This window comes from bacterium, from assembly GCA_024224155.1.
In the GTDB taxonomy this organism is placed as follows: domain Bacteria; phylum Acidobacteriota; class Thermoanaerobaculia; order Multivoradales; family JAHEKO01; genus CALZIK01.
Genome location: JAAENP010000055.1, coordinates 1 through 1,783, shown reverse-complemented (window position 1 = coordinate 1,783; position 1,783 = coordinate 1). Strand labels below are relative to the sequence as shown.

2 protein-coding genes are annotated in these 1,783 nt (G+C 63.4%); both read right to left on the bottom strand.

Features of this window, described 5'->3' with window-relative positions; all coding sequences use genetic code 11:
• Positions 1 to 1,080 (bottom strand): ATP-binding cassette domain-containing protein (locus GY769_03690; GenBank protein ID MCP4201016.1); only part of this gene is annotated, 1,080 nt, incomplete at its 3' end.
• A 66-nt stretch (positions 1,081 to 1,146) separates the two neighbouring features.
• Positions 1,147 to 1,783: hypothetical protein (locus tag GY769_03685; protein MCP4201015.1), on the bottom strand; the 637-nt coding region annotated here is incomplete at its 5' end.

Genomic DNA, 1,783 nt, shown 5'->3' with positions numbered 1-1,783 from the left:
GTTGGCGAGCTCGGCGAGGACCTCGACCGAGGGCAGGCCGCCGTTGGTCGTTTCGTCCGGTTGCGCCTTGGCCGCGACCTCGACGCGGTCAAGCCTCGAGCCCTTGTTGATGACGTCGTCCAAGACCAATTGGGTACCCGCCTGAACCGACCAGAGCAGGGTCAATTGGAAAAGGCCGGCGGCCATCGCGGCGACGATCATGAAGGCGAACAGCAGGTTGCCGAGGGCTTCGCGGAAAGCGATCTTGACCTGCAGCCCCGGCGGACAACCTCGGAGTCGGCGTGCTCGATGGCCGTTTTCCTCCGGCGCGCAGAAGCTTTCCGGCCGCGCCCCGTCATCGGGCGTCTCCTCGGATCGTTCAGTCTCGGCGTGGACCCGCGTCAGTTTGCCCTCGGCCAGCTCGTAGGTCTCGCCCACGTCGCGAAAGATCGAATCGTGTGAGGCGACCAGGATCGTGGCGCCGGCTCGGCAGAGCTGCTTGAACAGGTCGATGACTTTGGACTTTCTTTGAGGATCCAGGCTCGCCGTCGGCTCGTCGGCCAGGATCAGGTCCGGGCCGTGGGAGAGGGCGCGCAGGATGGCGGCGCGTTGGCGTTGCCCGCCGCTGACGTTGGTTCTGCGCCGCCGCATGACGCCCTCGGCGATCTCCTCCGGGCGGAACATGAGCTCTTGTAGCCGGCCGAGGCGCTCGCTGATCCTCGGCTTCGGCAAGCGATGGATGCGGGCTGGCAGCTCGCTGTTTTCCTGAAGGTTGAGTAGCGGTAGGAGGAGATCGTCCTGAAAGACGAATCCGATGTGGCGGGATCGCAGGTCCTCCGTTTCCGCCGCCGACAGCGCTTGCCCGTTGCCGGTGACCCGGGTGCCGCAGACCTCCAGAGACCCTTCGAAATCCGGATCGACGAGGCCCAGGAGGCGCAGCAGGGTGCTTTTACCGCAACCGCTCTCGCCGCGGATCACCACCAGCGACCGGCGGTGGATCTCGAGATCCAGCCCGTCCAGGACCGTCTTCGCGGCACCTCGTTCCTCTTCGAAGGCCTTGGTGATCCCGTGCGCGCGCAGCAGGACGTCACGCTCGGTCATGGGGTCAATTCCTTTGCATAGCTGGGGAATCGGGACATAGGGCCTCCCTATTCATAGTATTTTGTTTCAGGGCAGATAGCTCACCGGCATCCACAGCCGGGGATCTTTGTTGAAACGATGGACGTTCATGTCGAGGAAGTCCGCCAGGGCGACGGTCGCATTGCGGATCCGCTCTTGCAGCAGGAGTCGCTGTCTGGGGTCGAGCGTCGCGAGACGCTCCAGAGGGAAGCTCAGCAAGTTGGTCGTAAAGTGGATGCCGAGCTGCTTTTCCAGTAGTTCTTGCAACTCGGCGGTCTCTCTCAAGTCCTCTCCGATCATCGCCTCGAGCAGGTTCGCCATGCTCTCGAGCAGCGACACCGCGTCGAGCGAGTAGTCGGTCATGGTGTTGAAGAACCGCACCAGCCATTCGAGGAGCTCCTTGTCGATCAAGATCTTCTCTCGATAGAGATTCGGCTCTTCGAAGACCCAGGCCTTGGTGATCACCAGGCCGCCGCTGGAGATGTGGTAATCCTGGGCCGCGTCCTGGAGCCGTTCCATCACGTCGTCGTCGAGGACGTTCAGTGGGATCACGGTTCCTCCACGCGACCGGGCCGAGATCTGGGACCTGAGGCGCGCGGCGATCACGGACCCCTCCTGAATCGGTCTCGAGACGAGGGTCTCCAGGTTCTGCGAGAAGCTCTCGCTGATCTCGTCCGAGCCGACC